This is a genomic window from Salmonella sp. SAL04162 (assembly GCF_046551535.1).
Taxonomy (GTDB): Bacteria; Pseudomonadota; Gammaproteobacteria; order Enterobacterales; family Enterobacteriaceae; genus Salmonella; species Salmonella enterica.
In genome coordinates, this window is sequence record NZ_JBGDVX010000006.1 from 1 (window position 1) to 16,953 (window position 16,953).

Here is a 16,953-nt window from a genome sequence, read left to right on the forward strand (position 1 = left end):
CTCAGAAGTGAAACGCCGTAGCGCCGATGGTAGTGTGGGGTCTCCCCATGCGAGAGTAGGGAACTGCCAGGCATCAAATAAAACGAAGGGCCCTGTCGGAAGACAGGGCCTTTTGTTTTATCTGTAGTCTGTCGGTGGGCACTCTCCTGAGGAGGACAAATCCGCCGGGAGCGGATTTGAACGTTGCGCAGCAACGGCCCGTAGGGGGGCGGGCAGGACGCCCGCCATAAACTGCCAGGCATCAGACAAGTGAAGAAGCCCATCCTGACGGACGGGCTTTTTTGCGTGTGTGGTAACTGTAAAACCGTAGGCCTGATAAGCGCAGCGCCATCAGGCAACCTGCACCGCCGGATGGCGGCTCCGCCTTATCCGGCCTACATGCGCTTATCAGGCAGCGCCACTACTCACGGATAAATTAAATTCAACAATGGATACGGTTTCCCAAGATCGTCGACCTCCGAACGTCCCGTCACCTTAAATCCCATTTTCTTATAAAATCCAACAGCTTGTGTATTCTGCTCGTTAACATTGGTTGTCAACCCCGGCGCCAGTGTTAACGCATGTTCAACTAATCTCTTACCGATACCCTGACCACGCACGTCCGGATCGACAAACAGCGCATCCATATGTTCGCCGGTAAGCAGCATAAATCCTACCGGCTCATCCTGATCGGTCACGGCAACCCATAGTGGCGCTTCTGGCAGAAAATCGCTCACCAGTTCTTCCAGTTCGGCCCGATAAGCGTTTGACAGAAAATCGTGCGTGGCATCGACTGAGCGACGCCAGATCGCAATCAGTTTTTCCCCTTCCTCATGCCTTGAACGGCGAATGTTAATCATCATCTTCACTCCTTTTTTGCTTACTTCTATTCTAATGCAAATGCTGTCGTGAAACTTTCTCACCTTGAACTTGCAGACTCGACATTCGCCTGATTTCTGAGTATCTTCAGCTATCTGGATGTCTAAACGTTTAAACGTATGTCGTGAGGTTATCAGGTTATGCCGATTCGCGTGCTGGACGAGCTACCCGCCGTCAATTTTTTACGTGAGGAGAATGTCTTCGTCATGACGACTTCTCGCGCATCAGGTCAGGAAATTCGCCCGCTAAAGGTACTTATCCTTAACCTGATGCCGAAGAAGATTGAAACGGAAAATCAGTTTCTGCGTTTGCTATCGAACTCGCCATTACAGGTCGATATTCAACTACTGCGGATAGATGCCCGCGAGTCGAGGAACACGCCAGCCGAGCATCTGAACAACTTTTACTGTAACTTCGACGATATCTGCGATCAGAACTTTGATGGGCTTATCGTGACCGGAGCACCGCTGGGTCTGGTGGAGTTTAATGACGTGGCTTACTGGCCGCAGATTAGACAGGTGCTGGAATGGGCGAAAGATCACGTTACTTCGACGCTATTTGTCTGTTGGGCCGTTCAGGCCGCACTCAATATTCTTTATGGTATCCCTAAGCAGACCCGTACAGATAAACTTTCCGGCGTCTATGAACATCACATCCTTCATCCTCATGCTCTGTTGACGCGTGGTTTTGATGATTCGTTTCTTGCGCCACACTCGCGCTATGCCGATTTCCCGGCGGCGCTGATACGAGATTATACGGATCTTGAAATTCTGGCCGAAACAGAAGAAGGGGATGCGTACCTGTTTGCCAGCAAAGATAAACGTATTGCGTTTGTCACCGGTCATCCTGAATATGACGCTCATACGTTAGCGGGTGAATATTTTCGTGACGTTGAGGCCGGGTTAAATCCGGATATTCCGTACAACTATTTCCCGAAAAACGATCCGCAAAACATACCGCGCGCAACCTGGCGCAGCCACGGTAATTTACTATTTACTAACTGGCTCAACTATTATGTCTACCAGATTACGCCATATGATCTGCGTCACATGAATCCAACCCTGGATTAATCTTCTGCTTCTGACGATCCTAAAGCGTTTCAGCATGTTGAATCAGGCACCTTCGGGTGCCTTTTTTATTTCCGAAACGCACCTCATCATGTAATTAAATTTAATTTATATTGTTATCAATAGGTTAATGCATAATTAAATTAAAAATGGAAATTGTTTTTGATTTTGAAATTTAATTGAGTAGTCTTAGTTGTGTTGAACGAAAAGCGCACAGTGATCCTTCGTTCGCATTGGGGACGTATCTGGATCAACAACGAGGAGCTGCATGATGAATCCACAGGCAACCACAACTGATGAATTAACCTTTACCAGGCCGCAAGGCGAGCTGGAAAAGCAAGTCCTGACCGCTGAGGCAGTCGAGTTTTTGACGGAGTTAGTTACCCGTTTTACGCCAAAACGCAATAAACTCCTGGCTGCACGTATCCAGCAACAGCAGGATATTGATAACGGTAAGTTGCCTGATTTTATTTCGGAAACCACTTCCATTAGAGAAAGTAATTGGCAGATTCGTGGTATTCCGGCGGATTTACAGGATCGCCGAGTAGAAATTACCGGGCCGGTTGAACGTAAAATGGTGATTAATGCCCTGAACGCAAATGTGAAAGTGTTTATGGCAGATTTTGAAGACTCGCTGGCGCCGGACTGGAATAAAGTTATTGATGGTCAAATCAACCTGCGTGATGCGGTGAACGGCACCATTAGCTATACCAACGAAGCCGGAAAAATCTATCAGCTCAAGCCCGATCCGGCCGTATTGATTTGTCGTGTACGCGGTCTACATCTGCCAGAAAAACATGTTACCTGGCGGGGGGAAGCCATTCCCGGCAGCCTGTTTGATTTTGCTCTGTACTTTTTCCACAACTATAAAGCGCTGCTCGCTAAAGGTAGCGGCCCGTATTTTTACCTGCCGAAAACGCAAGCCTGGCAGGAGGCAGCCTGGTGGAGCGAAGTCTTCAGCTACGCCGAAGACCGCTTTAACCTGCCGCGCGGTACGATCAAAGCGACCCTGTTGATTGAAACGCTGCCGGCTGTTTTCCAGATGGATGAGATTCTTCATGCGCTGCGTGATCATATCGTCGGTCTCAACTGTGGTCGCTGGGATTATATTTTCAGCTATATCAAAACGTTGAAAAATCACCCGGATCGCGTCCTGCCGGACAGGCAGGTGGTAACGATGGACAAACCGTTTCTGAGCGCCTACTCGCGCCTGCTGATCAAAACCTGCCACAAGCGCGGTGCGTTCGCGATGGGCGGTATGGCGGCGTTTATCCCGAGCAAAGATGTTGAACGCAACAATCAGGTCCTTGCCAAAGTGAAAGCGGATAAAGCGCTGGAAGCGAACAATGGCCACGACGGCACGTGGATTGCGCATCCCGGGTTGGCGGATACCGCAATGGCCGTCTTTAACGAGGTACTGGGCGAGCACAAAAATCAGCTGTTCATTACCCGTGATGAAGATGCGCCGATTACCGCTGAGCAGTTACTGGAGCCATGTGAAGGCGAACGCACAGAAGCGGGAATGCGCGCCAATATTCGCGTGGCAGTGCAGTACATTGAAGCGTGGATCTCCGGCAATGGCTGTGTACCGATTTACGGTCTGATGGAGGATGCCGCGACGGCGGAAATCTCACGAACCTCTATCTGGCAGTGGATTCACCATGAGAAAACACTGAGCAATGGAAAACCCGTAACGAAAGCGCTTTTCCGCGAAATGTTGGCGGAAGAGATGCGGGTAATCCAGGACGAACTGGGCGAGCACCGCTACAGCAGCGGGCGCTTCGACGATGCCGCACGTCTGATGGAGCAAATCACCACCTCAGATGACTTAATCGACTTCCTCACCCTGCCGGGCTATCGCTTACTGGCTTAATTCACCACATAACAATATGGAGCATCTGCACATGAAAACCCGTACTCAACAAATCGAAGAATTACAGAAAGAGTGGACACAACCGCGCTGGGAAGGCATCACCCGCCCGTACAGCGCGGAGGAGGTGGTGAAATTACGCGGCTCGGTTAACCCGGAATGCACGCTGGCGCAGCTCGGCGCCGCGAAAATGTGGCGGCTGTTGCACGGTGAAGCGAAAAAAGGCTATATCAACAGCCTTGGCGCGCTGACTGGCGGTCAGGCGTTGCAGCAGGCGAAAGCCGGTATTGAGGCGATTTATCTTTCAGGCTGGCAGGTGGCGGCAGATGCCAACCTTGCATCCAGCATGTATCCGGATCAATCGTTGTACCCGGCAAACTCTGTTCCGGCGGTAGTGGATCGGATCAACAACACTTTCCGTCGTGCAGATCAGATCCAGTGGGCATCCGGTATTGAACCCAACGATCCGCGCTATGTGGATTACTTCCTGCCGATCGTTGCTGATGCGGAAGCCGGTTTTGGCGGCGTTCTGAATGCCTTCGAACTGATGAAATCGATGATTGAAGCCGGTGCAGCGGCCGTTCACTTCGAAGATCAGCTGGCGTCGGTGAAGAAATGCGGCCATATGGGCGGCAAGGTGCTAGTCCCCACGCAGGAGGCGATTCAGAAACTGATTGCTGCGCGTCTGGCCGCTGATGTGATGGGCGTCCCGACGCTGGTGATTGCGCGTACCGATGCGGATGCGGCAGATCTGATCACCTCCGACTGCGATCCCTATGACAGCGGTTTTATTACCGGCGAACGCACCAGCGAAGGTTTTTACCGCACCCATGCGGGCATTGAGCAGGCGATCAGCCGCGGTCTGGCGTATGCCCCGTATGCCGATCTGGTGTGGTGCGAAACCTCTACGCCGGATCTCGAACTGGCGCGTCGTTTTGCCGATGCTATCCACGCGAAGTATCCGGGCAAACTGCTGGCCTATAACTGTTCGCCATCCTTCAACTGGCAGAAGAATCTGGACGACAAGACCATTGCCAGCTTCCAGCAGCAGTTGTCGGACATGGGTTACAAATACCAGTTTATTACCCTGGCGGGCATCCACAGCATGTGGTTCAACATGTTCGACCTGGCGCATGCATACGCTCAGGGCGAGGGCATGAAACACTATGTTGAGAGGGTTCAACAACCCGAGTTCGCCGCGGCGAAAGATGGCTACACCTTTGTTTCCCACCAGCAGGAAGTGGGTACTGGTTACTTCGACAAAGTCACCACCATTATTCAGGGCGGCGCGTCATCCGTTACCGCATTAACGGGTTCCACCGAAGAATCGCAGTTTTGATTGATGCCCGGTGGCGCTGCGCTTACCGGGCCTACAGATAGCGTAGGCCGGATAAGCGAACGCGCCATCCGGCATGACGTGGTGCCGAATGAGGGAAAAAAATGCCGCGTGGCCTGGAATTACTGATTGCTCAAACCATCCTGCAAGGCTTTGACGCGCAGTATGGTCGATTTCTGGAAGTGACTTCCGGCGCGCAGCAGCGTTTTGAACAGGCCGACTGGCACGCCGTCCAACAGGCGATGAAAAGCCGTATCCACCTCTATGATCATCATGTGGGCTTGGTGGTGGAGCAACTGCGCTGTATTACCGATGGCAAAAGTACCGACGCGGATTTCCTTTTACGCGTTAAAGAGCATTACACCCGGCTGTTGCCGGATTACCCGCGCTTCGAGATTGCGGAGAGCTTTTTCAACTCCGTTTATTGCCGGTTATTTGACCACCGCTCGTTAACACCCGAGCGGTTGTTTATTTTCAGTTCGCAACCGGAGCGCCGCTTTCGTACTATCCCGCGCCCGCTGGCCAAAGACTTCTTTCCCGATCACGGTTGGGAGCCGCTGTTGATGCGCATACTCAGTGACTTACCGCTGCGTCTGCCCTGGCAGAATAAAAGCCGGGATATCCGCTATATTATCGCGCACCTGACTGAAACACTGGGCGAGGACGCGCTACCTCGCTGCCATGTCCAGGTGGCGAATGAGTTGTTTTACCGTAATAAAGCGGCCTGGCTGGTAGGTAAATTAACCACACCTGACGGTACGCTGCCGTTTTTATTGCCGATTCATCGCACTGATGAGGGTGAACTATTTGTCGATACCTGCCTGACCACCACGGCAGAAGCGAGCATTGTGTTTGGTTTTGCCCGCTCTTATTTTATGGTGTATGCGCCGCTGCCTGCCGCGCTGGTTGAGTGGTTGCGTGAAATCCTGCCGGGTAAAACCACTGCCGAACTGTATATGGCGATTGGCTGCCAGAAACATGCGAAAACCGAAAGCTACCGCGAATATTTGTGTTATCTGGCTGAAAGCGATGAGAAATTCATTGAGGCGCCTGGTATCCGCGGCATGGTGATGCTGGTGTTTACCCTGCCAGGTTTCGACCGGGTATTTAAAATCATTAAAGACAAATTCGCCCCGCAGAAAGAGATGTCTGCCGCCCATGTGCGTGCCTGTTATCAACTGGTAAAAGAGCATGATCGCGTCGGTCGTATGGCGGATACCCAGGAGTTTGAGAATTTCGTACTGGATAAACGGCAAATTGATCCGGCGCTGATGGCGCTGTTACGGCAAGAAGCGCCAGAGAAGATTACCGATCTTGGGGAACATATCGTCATTCGCCATCTCTATATTGAACGGCGCATGGTGCCGCTCAATATCTGGCTGGAACAGGTAGAAGGCCAGCAGTTGCGCGATGCGATAGAAGAATATGGTAATGCGATTCGCCAGCTTGCCGCCGCTAATATTTTCCCCGGCGATATGTTGTTTAAAAACTTTGGCGTTACCCGTCATGGTCGCGTGGTGTTCTATGACTACGATGAAATTTGCTACATGACGGAAGTGAATTTCCGCGATATTCCGCCAGCGCGTTATCCGGAAGACGAACTGGCCAGCGAACCCTGGTATAGCGTCTCGCCGGGTGATGTTTTCCCGGAGGAGTTTCGCCACTGGCTGTGTGCCGATCCGCGTATCGGGCCATTGTTTGAAGAGATGCATGCCGACCTGTTTCGCGCCGATTACTGGCGCGCGCTACAGACGCGTATTAAAGAAGGGCATGTAGAAGATGTGTATGCCTATCGTCGTCGCCAGCGCTTTAGCGTGCGTTACGGCGCGATCTCAAGTACGGCGAACTCTTCGTAAACCAGTTCCATCTCCGGCGACCAATTACCCTCGCGCTCAAAAAAGGCCCGGTGTGCCGCTTGCCAGTACGCCAGGCTAAGATCGCCTTCGCCTTCCAGTGCGGCGAGATCGGCGCTCATCTCGTTAAAACGGATCAGCCTGAGCGCCAGCGTGCGTATGACGCACACGGCGTCGCCTGTGCCGTTGAGCACAATGTGATATGACCCGGGCGTGACAGGGGGCTGCTCTTTCTGATAGCTAACCAGCGAGCTACAGGTGCCACGCTTTTTACCGGCGACCACTAGCGCCGCCAGCTCGTCGGCCAGCGCCGGCGAATCACCGAAAGACCAACAGAAGGCCTGTGGGTACTTCTCCTGCCAGTATAATTTCAGGCTGCTCATTTCAGCGAGTTCCACCATAGGCCAGCGTCACCTCTTTCGCCGCTTTAATCACCATGGCGCCAAGTTCGGTGACGCGATCGTCAGTAATGCGTGAGCAGGGGCCGGAAATAGAGAGGGCCGCAAACGGTTCGCGATGTTCGTCATAAATACACGAGGCCACGCAGCGCAGACCGAGCGCATGTTCTTCGTCGTCAAAGGAATAGCCGCGCTTGCGTGTTTGGGCGAGGTCATCTTTCAGATGCAGCGGCGACACCAGCGTCGCATGGGTATAAGCGTGCAACCCCTTGCGGTGCAGCAGACTGGTAACCTGTTCCTCACTGAGCTGTGATAAAAACGCCTTGCCCGCGCCAGAGGCGTGCATGGGCAGCTTGCCGCCAATAGGGGCGGACATGCGCATCAATTGTGTGCACTGCACCTGGTCGATAATAATGGCCTGATGGTCGCTCTGGTCGAGTACGGCAAGGTTTACCGTTTCGCCGGAGTCCTCCATCAACTTGCGCAAAATCGGATGGACAATCGCCAGCAGATTACGGCTCTGTAAGAAGCTGCTACCGACGATAAACGCGTGTGCGCCTACGGCCCAGTGGCCCAGCTCACCAACCTGGCGGACAAAACCCTGCTGCTGCATGGTGGTGAGTAGACGGTGAGTCGTGGAATTAGGCAAACCCGCCTGTTGCGCCAGTTCGGTCAGCGCGACGCTGCCGTTGGACTCGGCAATCCACTCCAGCAGCTTCAGACCGCGAGTTAAAGACTGAACCTGCCCGGTTACGGGTGCAGTGGTAGCGGCAGGTTTTCTCCCGCGTTTCGCGGGAACAGGGGCAACCATGGCAGACTCCTTTTTCTGTATCGTGGAAATCATTTTCGTTTTATTCAATTATAATGCAAGAGTTCCTGAACTGATCGGATGAGTGACATCACAGGATGCCCGATGGCGCTTCGCTTATCAGGCCTACGCTTTGGGAGCCGCCAAAGTAATTTGTAGGCTGGATAAGGCGCTTGCGCCGCCATCCGACAAAGCGACAGAAGTGGGTGGTAAGCTGAACATGTCTCATGTTGCCCGTTGTTCTCTTTTCCGCCAGCACGCTTTGTGCCAGTATGGCTCGTTACGTGGAGCGTTGTCGGGAGCGAGTGTGAGCAGCAAAGTTGAACAACTGCGTGCGCAGTTAAATGAACGTATTCTGGTGCTGGACGGCGGTATGGGCACCATGATCCAGAGCTATCGTCTACATGAAGAAGATTTCCGCGGGGAGCGCTTTGCCGACTGGCCCTGCGACCTGAAAGGCAACAATGACCTGCTGGTACTCAGCAAGCCGGAGGTGATCGCCGCTATCCACAACGCCTACTTTGAGGCGGGCGCGGATATCATCGAAACCAACACCTTTAACTCGACAACCATTGCGATGGCGGATTACCGGATGGAATCCCTGTCGGCGGCAATTAACTATGCGGCGGCCAAACTGGCGCGCGCCTGCGCCGATGAATGGACGGCGCGAACACCAGAAAAACCACGCTTTGTTGCGGGCGTGCTTGGTCCAACTAACCGCACGGCCTCCATTTCGCCGGACGTCAACGACCCGGCGTTTCGTAATATCACCTTCGATCAGCTGGTGGCGGCCTACCGTGAATCCACCAAAGCGCTGGTGGAAGGTGGCGTAGATCTGATTCTGATTGAGACCGTCTTTGACACCCTGAATGCGAAAGCGGCGGTGTTTGCGGTGAAAGAAGAGTTTGAAGCGCTGGGCGTTGATCTGCCGATCATGATTTCCGGCACCATCACCGACGCCTCTGGTCGCACCCTCTCCGGCCAGACTACCGAAGCCTTTTATAACTCGCTGCGCCACGCCGAGGCGCTCACTTTTGGCCTTAACTGCGCGCTGGGGCCAGATGAACTGCGCCAGTACGTCCAGGAACTGTCGCGGATTGCCGAATGCTACGTCACCGCGCACCCGAACGCCGGCCTGCCGAACGCTTTCGGCGAGTACGACCTCGACGCCGACACCATGGCGAAACAGATTCGCGAATGGGCGGAGGCGGGCTTCCTGAATATCGTTGGCGGCTGCTGCGGCACCACGCCGGAGCATATTGCGGCGATGAGCCGCGCCGTTGCCGGTTTGCCGCCGCGCCAACTGCCGGATATCCCGGTTGCCTGCCGCCTTTCCGGCCTGGAGCCGCTGAACATTGGCGACGACAGCCTGTTTGTCAACGTCGGCGAACGTACTAACGTCACCGGCTCGGCCAAATTTAAACGGCTGATCAAAGAAGAGAAATACAGCGAAGCGCTGGATGTCGCCCGTCAGCAGGTCGAAAGCGGCGCGCAGATTATTGATATCAACATGGATGAGGGGATGCTCGACGCCGAAGCGGCGATGGTGCGTTTCCTCAGCCTGATTGCCGGTGAGCCGGATATTGCCCGTGTACCAATCATGATCGACTCCTCCAAATGGGAGGTTATCGAAAAAGGGCTGAAGTGCATTCAGGGTAAAGGCATCGTCAACTCTATTTCGATGAAAGAGGGCGTGGAAGCCTTTATTCATCATGCGAAGTTGCTACGTCGCTATGGCGCGGCAGTGGTGGTGATGGCTTTTGATGAGCAGGGGCAGGCCGACACCCGCGAGCGTAAAATCGAAATTTGCCGCCGAGCCTACAAAATTCTCACCGAAGAGGTGGGCTTCCCGCCGGAAGACATCATCTTCGACCCGAATATCTTCGCCGTGGCGACCGGTATTGAAGAGCACAACAACTATGCGCAGGACTTTATCGGCGCTTGCGAAGATATTAAACGCGAGCTGCCGCATGCGCTGATCTCCGGCGGCGTGTCTAACGTGTCCTTCTCGTTCCGCGGCAACGACCCGGTACGTGAGGCTATCCACGCGGTATTCCTCTACTACGCCATCCGCAACGGCATGGACATGGGCATCGTCAACGCCGGGCAATTGGCGATTTATGACGACCTGCCTGCCGAACTGCGCGATGCGGTTGAAGATGTCATTCTTAACCGTCGCGATGACGGCACTGAGCGTTTGCTGGATTTGGCGGAGAAATACCGCGGCAGCAAAACCGACGAAGCTGCCAACGCCCAGCAGGCGGAATGGCGTAGCTGGGACGTGAAAAAGCGTCTCGAATACTCGCTGGTGAAAGGCATTACCGAATTTATCGAACAGGATACCGAAGAAGCCCGCCAGCAGGCCTCCCGCCCGATTGAGGTGATCGAAGGGCCGCTGATGGACAGCATGAACGTGGTCGGCGACCTGTTCGGCGAAGGGAAAATGTTCCTGCCGCAGGTGGTGAAATCCGCTCGTGTGATGAAACAAGCGGTGGCTTACCTGGAGCCGTTTATTGAAGCCAGCAAAGAAAAAGGCTCCAGCAACGGCAAGATGGTCATCGCCACCGTGAAGGGCGATGTGCACGACATTGGCAAGAACATTGTTGGCGTGGTGCTGCAATGCAACAACTACGAAATCGTCGATCTTGGCGTGATGGTGCCAGCGGAGAAAATCCTCAGAACGGCGCGTGAAGTGAATGCCGATCTGATCGGTCTTTCCGGGCTTATCACCCCGTCGCTGGACGAGATGGTCAACGTGGCGAAAGAGATGGAGCGTCAGGGCTTTACTATCCCGCTACTGATCGGCGGCGCAACCACTTCGAAAGCGCACACCGCGGTGAAAATCGAGCAGAACTACAGCGGTCCGACGGTCTACGTGCAGAATGCTTCGCGTACCGTGGGCGTGGTGGCGGCGCTACTCTCCGACACCCAGCGCGATGACTTTGTCGCCCGTACCCGCAAAGAGTACGAAACCGTGCGTATTCAGCACGCCCGCAAAAAACCGCGCACGCCGCCGGTCACGCTGGAAGCGGCGCGCGATAACGATCTGGCATTCGATTGGGAACGCTACACCCCGCCAGTAGCCCACCGTCTGGGCGTGCAGGAGGTAGAAGCCAGCATCGAAACGCTGCGCAACTACATCGACTGGACGCCGTTCTTTATGACCTGGTCGCTGGCCGGCAAATACCCGCGTATTCTGGAAGATGAAGTGGTGGGCGTTGAGGCGCAGCGCCTGTTTAAAGACGCCAACGACATGCTGGATAAACTGAGCGCGGAGAAACTGTTGAATCCGCGTGGCGTGGTGGGCTTGTTCCCGGCGAACCGTGTGGGTGACGACATCGAAATCTATCGCGACGAAACCCGTACTCATGTTCTGACGGTCAGCCACCACCTGCGCCAGCAGACTGAGAAAGTCGGTTTTGCCAACTACTGTCTGGCGGATTTTGTCGCGCCGAAACTGAGCGGCAAAGCGGATTACATCGGTGCTTTCGCGGTGACCGGCGGTCTGGAGGAGGATGCGCTGGCGGACGCCTTCAAAGCGCAACACGACGACTATAACAAGATCATGGTGAAAGCGATTGCCGACCGTCTGGCGGAAGCGTTTGCCGAGTATCTGCATGAGCGTGTACGTAAGGTTTACTGGGGATATGCGCCGAACGAGAGCCTGAGTAACGACGAATTAATCCGCGAAAACTACCAGGGGATTCGCCCGGCGCCGGGTTATCCTGCCTGCCCGGAACATACCGAAAAAGGCACTATCTGGCAGCTACTGGATGTCGAAAAACACACCGGGATGAAGCTCACCGAATCTTTCGCCATGTGGCCTGGCGCGTCGGTCTCCGGCTGGTACTTCAGCCATCCTGAGAGCAAATACTTCGCGGTAGCGCAGATCCAACGCGATCAGGTGACAGATTATGCTTTCCGTAAAGGAATGAGCGTTGAGGACGTTGAGCGGTGGCTGGCGCCGAACCTGGGTTACGATGCGGACTGATTCATAAAATCGTCACTTTTCCTTACAACATACAAGGCGCTCATTGGGTGCCTTGTCTCTTTCTTACAATTAAACCCTTATACTGAAGGAAGGCTCTACGCTGAATTTGCCGGATGACGGCGTAAACGCCTTATCCAGCATACCGTATTACGTATGGTAAGCCCGGTGGCGTGCAACGCCAGGAGGCCTTAACGCTGTGCGCCATCAGGCAATTTATCGCAAGTGAGCTTCAGGAAAACGTATAACGATAAGGAGAACCTGACGCCGTGTTAACTTTGCTCCATCTACTTTCTGCCGTTGCGCTGTTGGTATGGGGAACACATATCGTTCGTACTGGCGTAATGCGCGTGTTTGGCGCGCGTCTACGCACTGTCCTCAGCCGCAGCGTGGAAAAGAAACCGCTCGCCTTTTGTGCGGGTATCGGTGTTACCGCGCTGGTACAAAGCAGTAACGCCACCACTTTATTGGTAACGTCGTTTGTCGCCCAGGATCTTGTCGCCCTGACGCCAGCTCTGGTGATTGTGCTGGGTGCTGATGTGGGTACTGCGCTAATGGCGCGTATTCTCACCTTTGATTTGTCGTGGCTATCGCCGCTGCTGATTTTTATTGGCGTGATTTTCTTTTTGGGACGTAAGCAGTCCCGCGCCGGGCAGCTGGGTCGCGTCGGTATCGGGCTTGGCCTGATTCTACTGGCGCTGGAGCTGATTGTGCAGGCAGTGACGCCGATCACTCAGGCTAATGGCGTGCAGGTCATTTTCGCGTCGCTGACGGGCGACATTATGCTGGATGCGCTGATTGGCGCGATGTTCGCTATTATCAGTTATTCCAGCCTGGCGGCGGTGTTGCTGACGGCGACCCTGACGGCGGCGGGGATTATATCGTTCCCGGTGGCGTTGTGCCTGGTCATCGGCGCTAATCTGGGATCGGGGCTGCTGGCGATGCTCAATAACAGCGCCGCCAATGCTGCCGCGCGTCGCGTAGCGCTCGGCAGCCTATTGTTCAAATTGATCGGCAGCCTGGTCATTCTGCCGTTTGTCCATCCGCTGGCGAATCTGATGGATGAGCTATCGCTACCGAAGTCAGAGCTGGTGATCTATTTCCACGTTTTCTATAACCTGGTGCGCTGCCTGGCGATGGTGCCATTTGCCGAGCTGATGGCGCGTTTTTGTAAACGAATTATTCGTGATGAGCCTGAACTGGATACCCATCTGAAGCCGAAACATCTGGATGTCAGCGCGCTGGATACGCCAACGCTGGCGCTGGCTAATGCTGCCCGTGAGGTGTTGCGCATTGGCGATGCGATGGAACAGATGATGGAAGGGCTAAAAAAGGTCATGCACGGCGAACCGCGTGAAGAGAAAGCGCTGCGCAAGCTGGCGGATGACGTTAACGTGCTCTACACCGCGATTAAGCTTTATCTGGCGCGAATGCCGAAAGACGAGCTGGCGGCGGAGGAGTCCCGCCGGTGGGCGGAGATTATTGAGATGGCCCTGAACCTCGAACAGGCGTCGGATATTATCGAGCGAATGGGCAGTGAGATTGCCGACAAGTCGCTGGCGGCGCGTCGGGCATTTTCAGAAGAAGGATTGAAAGAGCTGGATGCGCTTTACGATCAACTGCTCAGTAATCTGCAACTGGCGATGTCGGTCTTTTTCTCCGGTGATGTCACCAGCGCCCGTCGGTTGCGCCGCAGTAAACATCGCTTCCGTATACTTAATCGCCGATACTCACATGCGCATGTCGACCGCCTGCACCAGCAGAACGTGCAAAGCATTGAAACCAGCTCGCTCCATTTAGGGCTGCTGGGCGATATGAAGCGTCTTAACTCACTGTTCTGTTCGGTCGCCTATAGCGTACTGGAACAGCCGGATCAGGACGAGGAACGGGGCGAGTATTAAGTGAAATGCCGGATGGCGGAGCCTACGGAGAACATGCGCGTAGGCCCGCCATTCGGCATTCAATGTGGACAGGGATTAAAAGCGATGACCCGCTTCCAGCGCCACGGCTTCTTCGCCCGCTTTAAACACCCAGGTGGTATTCGGGCCGCCGAGAACCGCCTGGCCGTTGCTCACCTGAATCCAGTTACCTTCCGGCAAACCAATCACTGTCAGTTCCGGCGCGACCACCAGCAGTTCGCGAATACGCTGCTCGCGGGTCTCGCCCTTATGACCTTCCGGCAAGGCGTTAGTGAAGTGAGGATTAATTTGCAGCGGGAACAGATCCAGCGCGTCGAATCCGTTTGGATCGACGATCGGCATATCGTTGGTCGTGCGGATAGTCGGGCAGGCAAGGTTGGCGCCCGCGCTCCAGCCGATATACAGCGCGCCGCGTTTTACCCTGTCCGCCACCGGCGCCAGCAGCCCGCGTTCACGCGATTCTTTCAGTAGCTGGAAGGTATTTCCGCCACCGACAATAATGATTTCCGCTTTCTCAATCGCCGCAAGCGGATCGGCGACACGATGAATCCCTGTGACGTTTATCCCTAATGGCGCAAGTACCTCTGCGGTTTTATCCGTGTACTCGTCCCATGTTTGCGTGACGCCGGCAAACGGAATAAACACGGCTGAGCGTCGACCGTTCAATTGATTCGCTATCAGCGGCAGAGCGTGTTCCAGCCAGGCTTTACCCGGCAGCGTCGAGTTACTTAATAAAAGCAGTTCCATTACTTCTCCACCTCATCAGGAAATGTCAAAACGTAATAATGCTACCATTATCCATTTAATGTCTTACTGATATGGCTCATGATGTTACGCGTGTTACAGGCAAAGCGCGGTTGCTAAAAGTGACGCCAGGCCAGATCTGCCATCTGGTATCGCCTGAAAAATTACAGGTATAATCCGCAAAATTATTTAACACGTTTAGAGACGAAAATGGCAAAACTGACCTTACAAGAGCAACTGCTACAAGCGGGATTAGTGACCAGCAAAAAAATGGCCAAAGTCCAACGCACGGCTAAAAAATCACGCGTTCAGGCTCGTGAGGCCAGAGAAGCGGTGGAAGAAAATAAAAAGGCGCAACTTGAGCGTGATAAACAACTTAGTGAACAGCAAAAACAAGCGGTTTTAGCGAAAGAGTTTAAAGCTCAGGTTAAGCAACTTATTGAAATGAATAGAATCAATGTCTCTAAAGGCGATATTGGTTTTAACTTCACCGATAATAACGTCATCAAAAAAATAGACGTGGATAAGCTCACCCAGACGCAACTGATTAATGGGCGTCTCGCGATTGCGCGTCTGGTTATCAATAACAGCGGTGAATGTGAATATGCGATTATTCCCGCGAGCGTCGCCGATAAAATCGCACAACGAGATGCGGACAGTATTGTCGTAAACAGTGCGCTGAGTCAGGAAGAGCAGGACGAAGATGATCCGTATGCCGATTTTAAAGTTCCTGACGATTTGATGTGGTAAGTCACATTCCCGACGTTTATGTAGAAAAATTTCTCAGAGAGTAAATATGCTGACTGACACATCTACCCGGCTTAATAAATATATCAGTGAAAGCGGCATCTGTTCGCGTCGCGAGGCGGACCGTTTTATCGAACAGGGCAATGTTTTTATCAACGGCAAACGCGCCGCCATTGGCGATCAGGTGGTCGCCGGGGATGTTGTTAAAGTAAATGGTCGGTTGATTGAGCCGCGAGAAGCGGATGATTTAGTGCTGATTGCGCTGAATAAACCGGTTGGCATTGTGAGTACCACTGAAGACGGCGAACGCGACAATATTGTCGATTTTGTGAACCACAGCAAACGTATCTTCCCGATTGGTCGTCTGGATAAAGACTCGCAGGGGCTGATATTTCTGACTAACCACGGCGATCTGGTCAATAAGATTCTACGTGCCGGTAACGATCACGAAAAAGAGTATCTGGTGACGGTGGATAAACCGATTACCGACGAGTTTATTCGCGGTATGGGCGCTGGCGTGCCGATTCTGGGTACCGTCACCAAAAAATGTAAGGTGAAAAAAGAGGCGCCGTTTGTCTTTCGCATCACCCTGGTGCAGGGATTAAACCGTCAGATCCGTCGTATGTGTGAATACTTTGGTTATGAAGTGACGAAACTGGAGCGTACGCGCATTATGAACGTCAGCCTGAGCGGGATTCCGCTGGGCGAGTGGCGCGATCTGACGGACGATGAGCTGATCGATCTGTTTAAATTGATTGAGCGTTCCTCTTCCGAAGCCAAACCAAAGGCCAAAGCGAAGCCGAAGACCGCGGGTATTAAGCGACCGGTCGTTGCGATCGAAAAAAGCAATGAGAAAGCGCGCCCGGCATCAAGCGGTAAGCGCTTTACCTCGCCGGGACGAAAGAAGAAAGGACGTTAACGTCTGCCGCGCGTCGGCGTATTCGCCGACCAGGAGAATGACGCTTCCGTATCGGGTTTATACGCCTGCTTTTTCTTCAACTGGCGGGCTTTTTTCGCTTCAGCTTCACGCAGCGCCATCAGCTTATCGATGTACTCCTTTTTTACGCTGTTGGTCTCAGAATTGGTCAGTGGACGCCCGTGCGCAATACGGGCGCGGTCCAGCAACGTTTTCAGTTCGCGCTGTTCGCGCTCGGTCATCTCTTTTTGAGTAATGCGGGGGAGTGCCATACGGGTGCCCTCAGTTAGCCGATGCATTTAGAGCCTATCCCATTAGGGCTATTTTACTTGCCATTTTAGACCTGGGCAGTGCTCAAAATCCTCACGTACTACGTGTACGCTCCGGTTTTTGCGCGCTGTCCGTGTCCAAACTGGCTGCGCCAATAACGCCTGGTGGGATAGGCTCTT

14 protein-coding genes are annotated in these 16,953 nt (G+C 53.7%); 9 read left to right on the top strand and 5 right to left on the bottom strand.

The genetic code is table 11. The features are described 5' to 3' along the window. Window positions 1–404: 404 nt before the first annotated feature. On the bottom strand, window positions 405–842 hold the full coding sequence (locus tag ACLJRH_RS13300) for an acetyltransferase (RefSeq protein ID WP_000973248.1): 438 nt from the start codon (window positions 840–842) through the stop codon (window positions 405–407). A 156-nt stretch (window positions 843–998) separates the two neighbouring features. Between ACLJRH_RS13300 and metA the strand changes: the two genes are divergently transcribed. From metA to aceK, 4 genes are all read left to right on the top strand, one after another. After that, window positions 999–1,928, top strand: coding sequence for a homoserine O-succinyltransferase MetA (gene metA, locus ACLJRH_RS13305; protein WP_001122763.1), 930 nt, complete (start codon window positions 999–1,001; stop codon window positions 1,926–1,928). A 268-nt stretch (window positions 1,929–2,196) separates the two neighbouring features. Continuing rightward, window positions 2,197–3,798: a malate synthase A gene (gene aceB / locus ACLJRH_RS13310; RefSeq protein WP_001069371.1), complete on the top strand. Its 1,602-nt coding sequence runs from the start codon at window positions 2,197–2,199 to the stop codon at window positions 3,796–3,798. 31 nt (window positions 3,799–3,829) lie between these two features. After that, on the top strand, window positions 3,830–5,134 hold the full coding sequence (gene aceA, locus ACLJRH_RS13315) for an isocitrate lyase (protein ID WP_023137003.1): 1,305 nt from the start codon (window positions 3,830–3,832) through the stop codon (window positions 5,132–5,134). A 101-nt stretch (window positions 5,135–5,235) separates the two neighbouring features. Next, complete coding sequence (gene aceK / locus ACLJRH_RS13320) at window positions 5,236–6,987, top strand: bifunctional isocitrate dehydrogenase kinase/phosphatase (RefSeq protein ID WP_001137266.1); 1,752 nt, start codon at window positions 5,236–5,238, stop codon at window positions 6,985–6,987. On the opposite strand, the gene ACLJRH_RS13325 is transcribed toward aceK, so the two are convergent. Next, window positions 6,951–7,358 (bottom strand): ASCH domain-containing protein, encoded by a 408-nt coding sequence (locus ACLJRH_RS13325; RefSeq protein WP_010989091.1) that lies wholly within the window; start codon window positions 7,356–7,358, stop codon window positions 6,951–6,953. The two genes, aceK and ACLJRH_RS13325, sit on opposite strands and share 37 nt — an antisense overlap. Before the next feature lie 10 nt (window positions 7,359–7,368). Beyond that, window positions 7,369–8,193 carry a glyoxylate bypass operon transcriptional repressor IclR gene (gene iclR / locus ACLJRH_RS13330; RefSeq protein ID WP_000226434.1) on the bottom strand — a complete coding sequence of 275 codons (825 nt, stop codon included), beginning with the start codon at window positions 8,191–8,193 and terminating at the stop codon, window positions 7,369–7,371. 304 nt (window positions 8,194–8,497) lie between these two features. Here iclR and metH point away from each other — a divergent pair, with 304 nt between their 5' ends. Together metH and ACLJRH_RS13340 are read left to right on the top strand one after the other, a co-directional pair. Then, window positions 8,498–12,181: a methionine synthase gene (gene metH / locus ACLJRH_RS13335; protein ID WP_023137001.1), complete on the top strand. Its 3,684-nt coding sequence runs from the start codon at window positions 8,498–8,500 to the stop codon at window positions 12,179–12,181. 266 nt (window positions 12,182–12,447) lie between these two features. Next, window positions 12,448–14,079, top strand: coding sequence for a Na/Pi cotransporter family protein (locus tag ACLJRH_RS13340; protein ID WP_000956811.1), 1,632 nt, complete (start codon window positions 12,448–12,450; stop codon window positions 14,077–14,079). Window positions 14,080–14,154: 75 nt separating this feature from the next. Here the strand turns inward: ACLJRH_RS13340 and pepE are convergent, their stop codons facing one another. Beyond that, window positions 14,155–14,844 (bottom strand): dipeptidase PepE, encoded by a 690-nt coding sequence (gene pepE, locus ACLJRH_RS13345; protein ID WP_000421783.1) that lies wholly within the window; start codon window positions 14,842–14,844, stop codon window positions 14,155–14,157. Between the two features lie 71 nt (window positions 14,845–14,915). On the opposite strand from pepE, the gene ACLJRH_RS13350 reads away from it, so the two are divergent. From ACLJRH_RS13350 to rluF, 3 genes are read left to right on the top strand one after another with little or no spacing between them, the layout of a single operon-like run. Further along, window positions 14,916–15,017, top strand: coding sequence for a hypothetical protein (locus ACLJRH_RS13350; protein ID WP_031603453.1), 102 nt, complete (start codon window positions 14,916–14,918; stop codon window positions 15,015–15,017). Window positions 15,018–15,051: 34 nt separating this feature from the next. Beyond that, window positions 15,052–15,591: a DUF2058 domain-containing protein gene (locus ACLJRH_RS13355; protein ID WP_001096724.1), complete on the top strand. Its 540-nt coding sequence runs from the start codon at window positions 15,052–15,054 to the stop codon at window positions 15,589–15,591. 46 nt (window positions 15,592–15,637) lie between these two features. Then, window positions 15,638–16,507 (top strand): 23S rRNA pseudouridine(2604) synthase RluF, encoded by an 870-nt coding sequence (rluF, locus tag ACLJRH_RS13360; protein ID WP_000954617.1) that lies wholly within the window; start codon window positions 15,638–15,640, stop codon window positions 16,505–16,507. Here rluF and ACLJRH_RS13365 read toward each other — a convergent pair. Continuing rightward, window positions 16,504–16,776 carry a DUF3811 domain-containing protein gene (locus ACLJRH_RS13365; RefSeq protein ID WP_001207628.1) on the bottom strand — a complete coding sequence of 91 codons (273 nt, stop codon included), beginning with the start codon at window positions 16,774–16,776 and terminating at the stop codon, window positions 16,504–16,506. The two genes, rluF and ACLJRH_RS13365, sit on opposite strands and share 4 nt — an antisense overlap. Window positions 16,777–16,953: the final 177 nt, after the last annotated feature.

Bases quoted from the DNA above. Each gene is read 5' to 3' on its own strand.
- ACLJRH_RS13365 (WP_001207628.1), bottom strand. From the start codon at position 16,776: ATGGCACTCCCCCGCATTACTCAAAAAGAGATGACCGAGCGCGAACAG.
- ACLJRH_RS13350 (WP_031603453.1), top strand. From the start codon at position 14,916: ATGGCTCATGATGTTACGCGTGTTACAGGCAAAGCGCGGTTGCTAAAA.
- aceB (WP_001069371.1), top strand. From the start codon at position 2,197: ATGAATCCACAGGCAACCACAACTGATGAATTAACCTTTACCAGGCCG.
- rluF (WP_000954617.1), top strand. From the start codon at position 15,638: ATGCTGACTGACACATCTACCCGGCTTAATAAATATATCAGTGAAAGC.
- ACLJRH_RS13300 (WP_000973248.1), bottom strand. From the start codon at position 842: ATGATGATTAACATTCGCCGTTCAAGGCATGAGGAAGGGGAAAAACTG.
- aceK (WP_001137266.1), top strand. From the start codon at position 5,236: ATGCCGCGTGGCCTGGAATTACTGATTGCTCAAACCATCCTGCAAGGC.
- pepE (WP_000421783.1), bottom strand. From the start codon at position 14,844: ATGGAACTGCTTTTATTAAGTAACTCGACGCTGCCGGGTAAAGCCTGG.
- aceA (WP_023137003.1), top strand. From the start codon at position 3,830: ATGAAAACCCGTACTCAACAAATCGAAGAATTACAGAAAGAGTGGACA.
- metA (WP_001122763.1), top strand. From the start codon at position 999: ATGCCGATTCGCGTGCTGGACGAGCTACCCGCCGTCAATTTTTTACGT.
- ACLJRH_RS13355 (WP_001096724.1), top strand. From the start codon at position 15,052: ATGGCAAAACTGACCTTACAAGAGCAACTGCTACAAGCGGGATTAGTG.
- iclR (WP_000226434.1), bottom strand. From the start codon at position 8,193: ATGGTTGCCCCTGTTCCCGCGAAACGCGGGAGAAAACCTGCCGCTACC.